This is a genomic window from Holzapfeliella floricola DSM 23037 = JCM 16512 (assembly GCF_001436605.1).
GTDB classification, from domain to species: Bacteria; Bacillota; Bacilli; order Lactobacillales; family Lactobacillaceae; genus Holzapfeliella; species Holzapfeliella floricola.
The window spans coordinates 1-3,202 of record NZ_AYZL01000002.1 but is presented as its reverse complement, the minus strand read 5'-3'; the positions used below and the strand labels follow the sequence as shown (position 1 = coordinate 3,202).

The window sequence follows — 3,202 nt, the reverse complement described above, 5'->3', positions numbered from 1 at the left end:
TTGAACATTGAAAACTGAATATGATTTAAGAACCAAAAGCCGAGGTTATCGAAAAGATAACTAAACACCGCGTTTTAAGAGTAAATTAAAGAGAAATCACAGGTTAAGTGATAAAGGGCGCATGGTGGATGCCTTGGCACTAGGAGCCGATGAAGGACGGGACAAACACCGAAATGCTTTGGGGAGTTGTAAGTAAGCTTTGATCCAGAGATATCCGAATGGGGAAACCCACTAAGAGTAATCTTAGTATCTGTATGTGAATACATAGCATGCAGGAGGAAGACGCGGGGAACTGAAACATCTCAGTACCTGCAGGAAGAGAAAGAAAAATCGATTTCCTGAGTAGCGGCGAGCGAAACGGAAAGAGCCCAAACCAAGAAGCTTGCTTCTTGGGGTTGTAGGACTACAATAACGGACTTAAATAAGATAGAAGAATGAGTTGGGAAGCTCAGCCGTAGAAGGTGATAGCCCTGTATTTTAAATCTTGTTTATACCAAAGTAGTATCCTGAGTACGGCTGGACACGAGAAATCCAGTCGGAATCCGGGAGGACCATCTCCCAAGGCTAAATACTCCCTAGTGACCGATAGTGAACCAGTACCGTGAGGGAAAGGTGAAAAGCACCCCGGGAGGGGAGTGAAATAGATCCTGAAACCATGTGCCTACAAGTAGTCAAAGCCCGTTAATGGGTGATGGCGTGCCTTTTGTAGAATGAACCGGCGAGTTACGTTATGATGCAAGGTTAAGTTGAAGAGACGGAGCCGAAGCGAAAGCGAGTCTGAATAGGGCGAATAAGTATCATGATGTAGACCCGAAACCAAGTGACCTATCCATGTCCAGGTTGAAGATGCAGTAAAATGCATTGGAGGACCGAACCCACGTACGTTGAAAAGTGCGGGGATGAGGTGTGGATAGCGGTGAAATTCCAAACGAACTTGGAGATAGCTGGTTCTCTCCGAAATAGCTTTAGGGCTAGCCTTGGAGTAAAGGATCGTGGAGGTAGAGCACTGTTTGGACTAGGGGCCCGTCAAGGGTTACTGAATTCAGATAAACTCCGAATGCCATTGATCTATATCCAGGAGTCAGACTATGAGTGATAAGATCCGTAGTCGAAAGGGAAACAGCCCAGATCACCAGTTAAGGTCCCAAAATTTATGCTAAGTGGAAAAGGATGTGGCATTGCGTAGACAACTAGGATGTTGGCTTAGAAGCAGCCATTCATTTAAAGAGTGCGTAATAGCTCACTAGTCGAGTGACGCCGCGCCGAAAATGTACCGGGGCTAAGCATAGTACCGAAACTGTGGATGTGTTATTTATAACACGTGGTAGGAGAGCGTTCTAAGGGCGAAGAAGGTAGATCGTAAGGACTGCTGGAGCGCTTAGAAGTGAGAATGCCGGTATGAGTAGCGAAAGATAGGTGAGAATCCTATCCGCCGAAAGACTAAGGTTTCCTGGGGAAGGCTCGTCCTCCCAGGGTTAGTCGGGACCTAAGATGAGGCCGAAAGGCGTAGTCGATGGAAAACAGGTTGATATTCCTGTACTATAATGCATTGTTTGAACAATGGAGGGACGCAGCAGGCTAAACGAATGTGCGAATGGAAGAGCACGTCCAAGCAACAAGTTTTATTATGAGTCAAATGCTTATAATTATACGGATGAGTTGTGATGGGGAGCGAAATTAAGTAGCGAAGTCGTTGATGTCACACTGCCGAGAAAAGCTTCTAGTTAGATGTATTGTACCCGTACCGCAAACCGACACAGGTAGTCGAGGAGAGAATCCTAAGGTGAGCGAGTGAACTCTCGTTAAGGAACTCGGCAAAATGACCCCGTAACTTCGGGAGAAGGGGTGCTGATTTTAAATCAGCCGCAGTGAATAGGCCCAAACAACTGTTTATCAAAAACACAGGTCTCTGCTAAATCGAAAGATGACGTATAGGGGCTGACGCCTGCCCGGTGCTGGAAGGTTAAGAGGAGAGCTTAGCGTAAGCGAAGGTTTGAATTGAAGCCCCAGTAAACGGCGGCCGTAACTATAACGGTCCTAAGGTAGCGAAATTCCTTGTCGGGTAAGTTCCGACCCGCACGAAAGGCGCAATGATTTGGGCACTGTCTCAACGAGAGACTCGGTGAAATTATATTACCAGTGAAGATGCTGGTTACCCGCGACAGGACGGAAAGACCCCATGGAGCTTTACTGTAGCTTGATATTGAGTATTTGTGAAACATGTACAGGATAGGTAGGAGTCGATGAAGTGAGAACGCTAGTTTTCATGGAGACATTGTTGGGATACTACCCTTGTTTTATGAATCCTCTAACTTTTGCCAATTATCTTGGTAGAGGACAGTGTCAGGTGGGCAGTTTGACTGGGGCGGTCGCCTCCTAAAGTGTAACGGAGGCGCCCAAAGGTTCCCTCAGAATGGTTGGAAATCATTCGCAGAGTGTAAAGGTATAAGGGAGCTTGACTGCGAGACTTACAAGTCGAGCAGGGACGAAAGTCGGGCTTAGTGATCTGGTGGTACCGCATGGAAGGGCCATCACTCAACGGATAAAAGCTACCCTGGGGATAACAGGCTTATCTCCCCCAAGAGTTCACATCGACGGGGAGGTTTGGCACCTCGATGTCGGCTCGTCGCATCCTGGGGCTGTAGTCGGTCCCAAGGGTTGGGCTGTTCGCCCATTAAAGCGGCACGCGAGCTGGGTTCAGAACGTCGTGAGACAGTTCGGTCCCTATCCGTCGCGGGCGTTGGAAATTTGAGAGGAGCTGTCCTTAGTACGAGAGGACCGGGATGGACATACCGCTGGTGTACCAGTTGTTCTGCCAAGGGCATCGCTGGGTAGCTATGTATGGACGGGATAAGCGCTGAAAGCATCTAAGTGCGAAGCCCCCCTCAAGATGAGATTTCCCATTCCTTTAAGGAAGTAAGACACCTCAGAGATGATGAGGTAGATAGGCTAAGAGTGGAAGTATAGCGATATATGGAGCGGATTAGTACTAATCAGTCGAGGACTTAACCAAGTTAAGCGGTAGGTTTTTGGAAAATAAATCATATTCAGTTTTGAGTGTTCAACACTCAAGGTAAAAAAGTGTGGTGGCGATAGCAAGAAGGTTACACCTGTTCTCATGCCGAACACAGAAGTTAAGCTTCTTAACGCCGAAAGTAGTTGGTGGGTGACTACCTGCGAGGATAGGACGTTGCCACGCTTT

2 rRNA genes are annotated in these 3,202 nt (G+C 47.5%); both read left to right on the top strand.

The window, feature by feature from the left end:
• The first annotated feature begins 101 nt into the window (after positions 1–101).
• Positions 102–3,013: ribosomal RNA gene (locus FC86_RS00075) — 23S ribosomal RNA — on the top strand.
• A 69-nt stretch (positions 3,014–3,082) separates the two neighbouring features.
• A 5S ribosomal RNA gene (gene rrf / locus FC86_RS00070) occupies positions 3,083–3,199 on the top strand.
• Positions 3,200–3,202 lie beyond the last annotated feature (3 nt).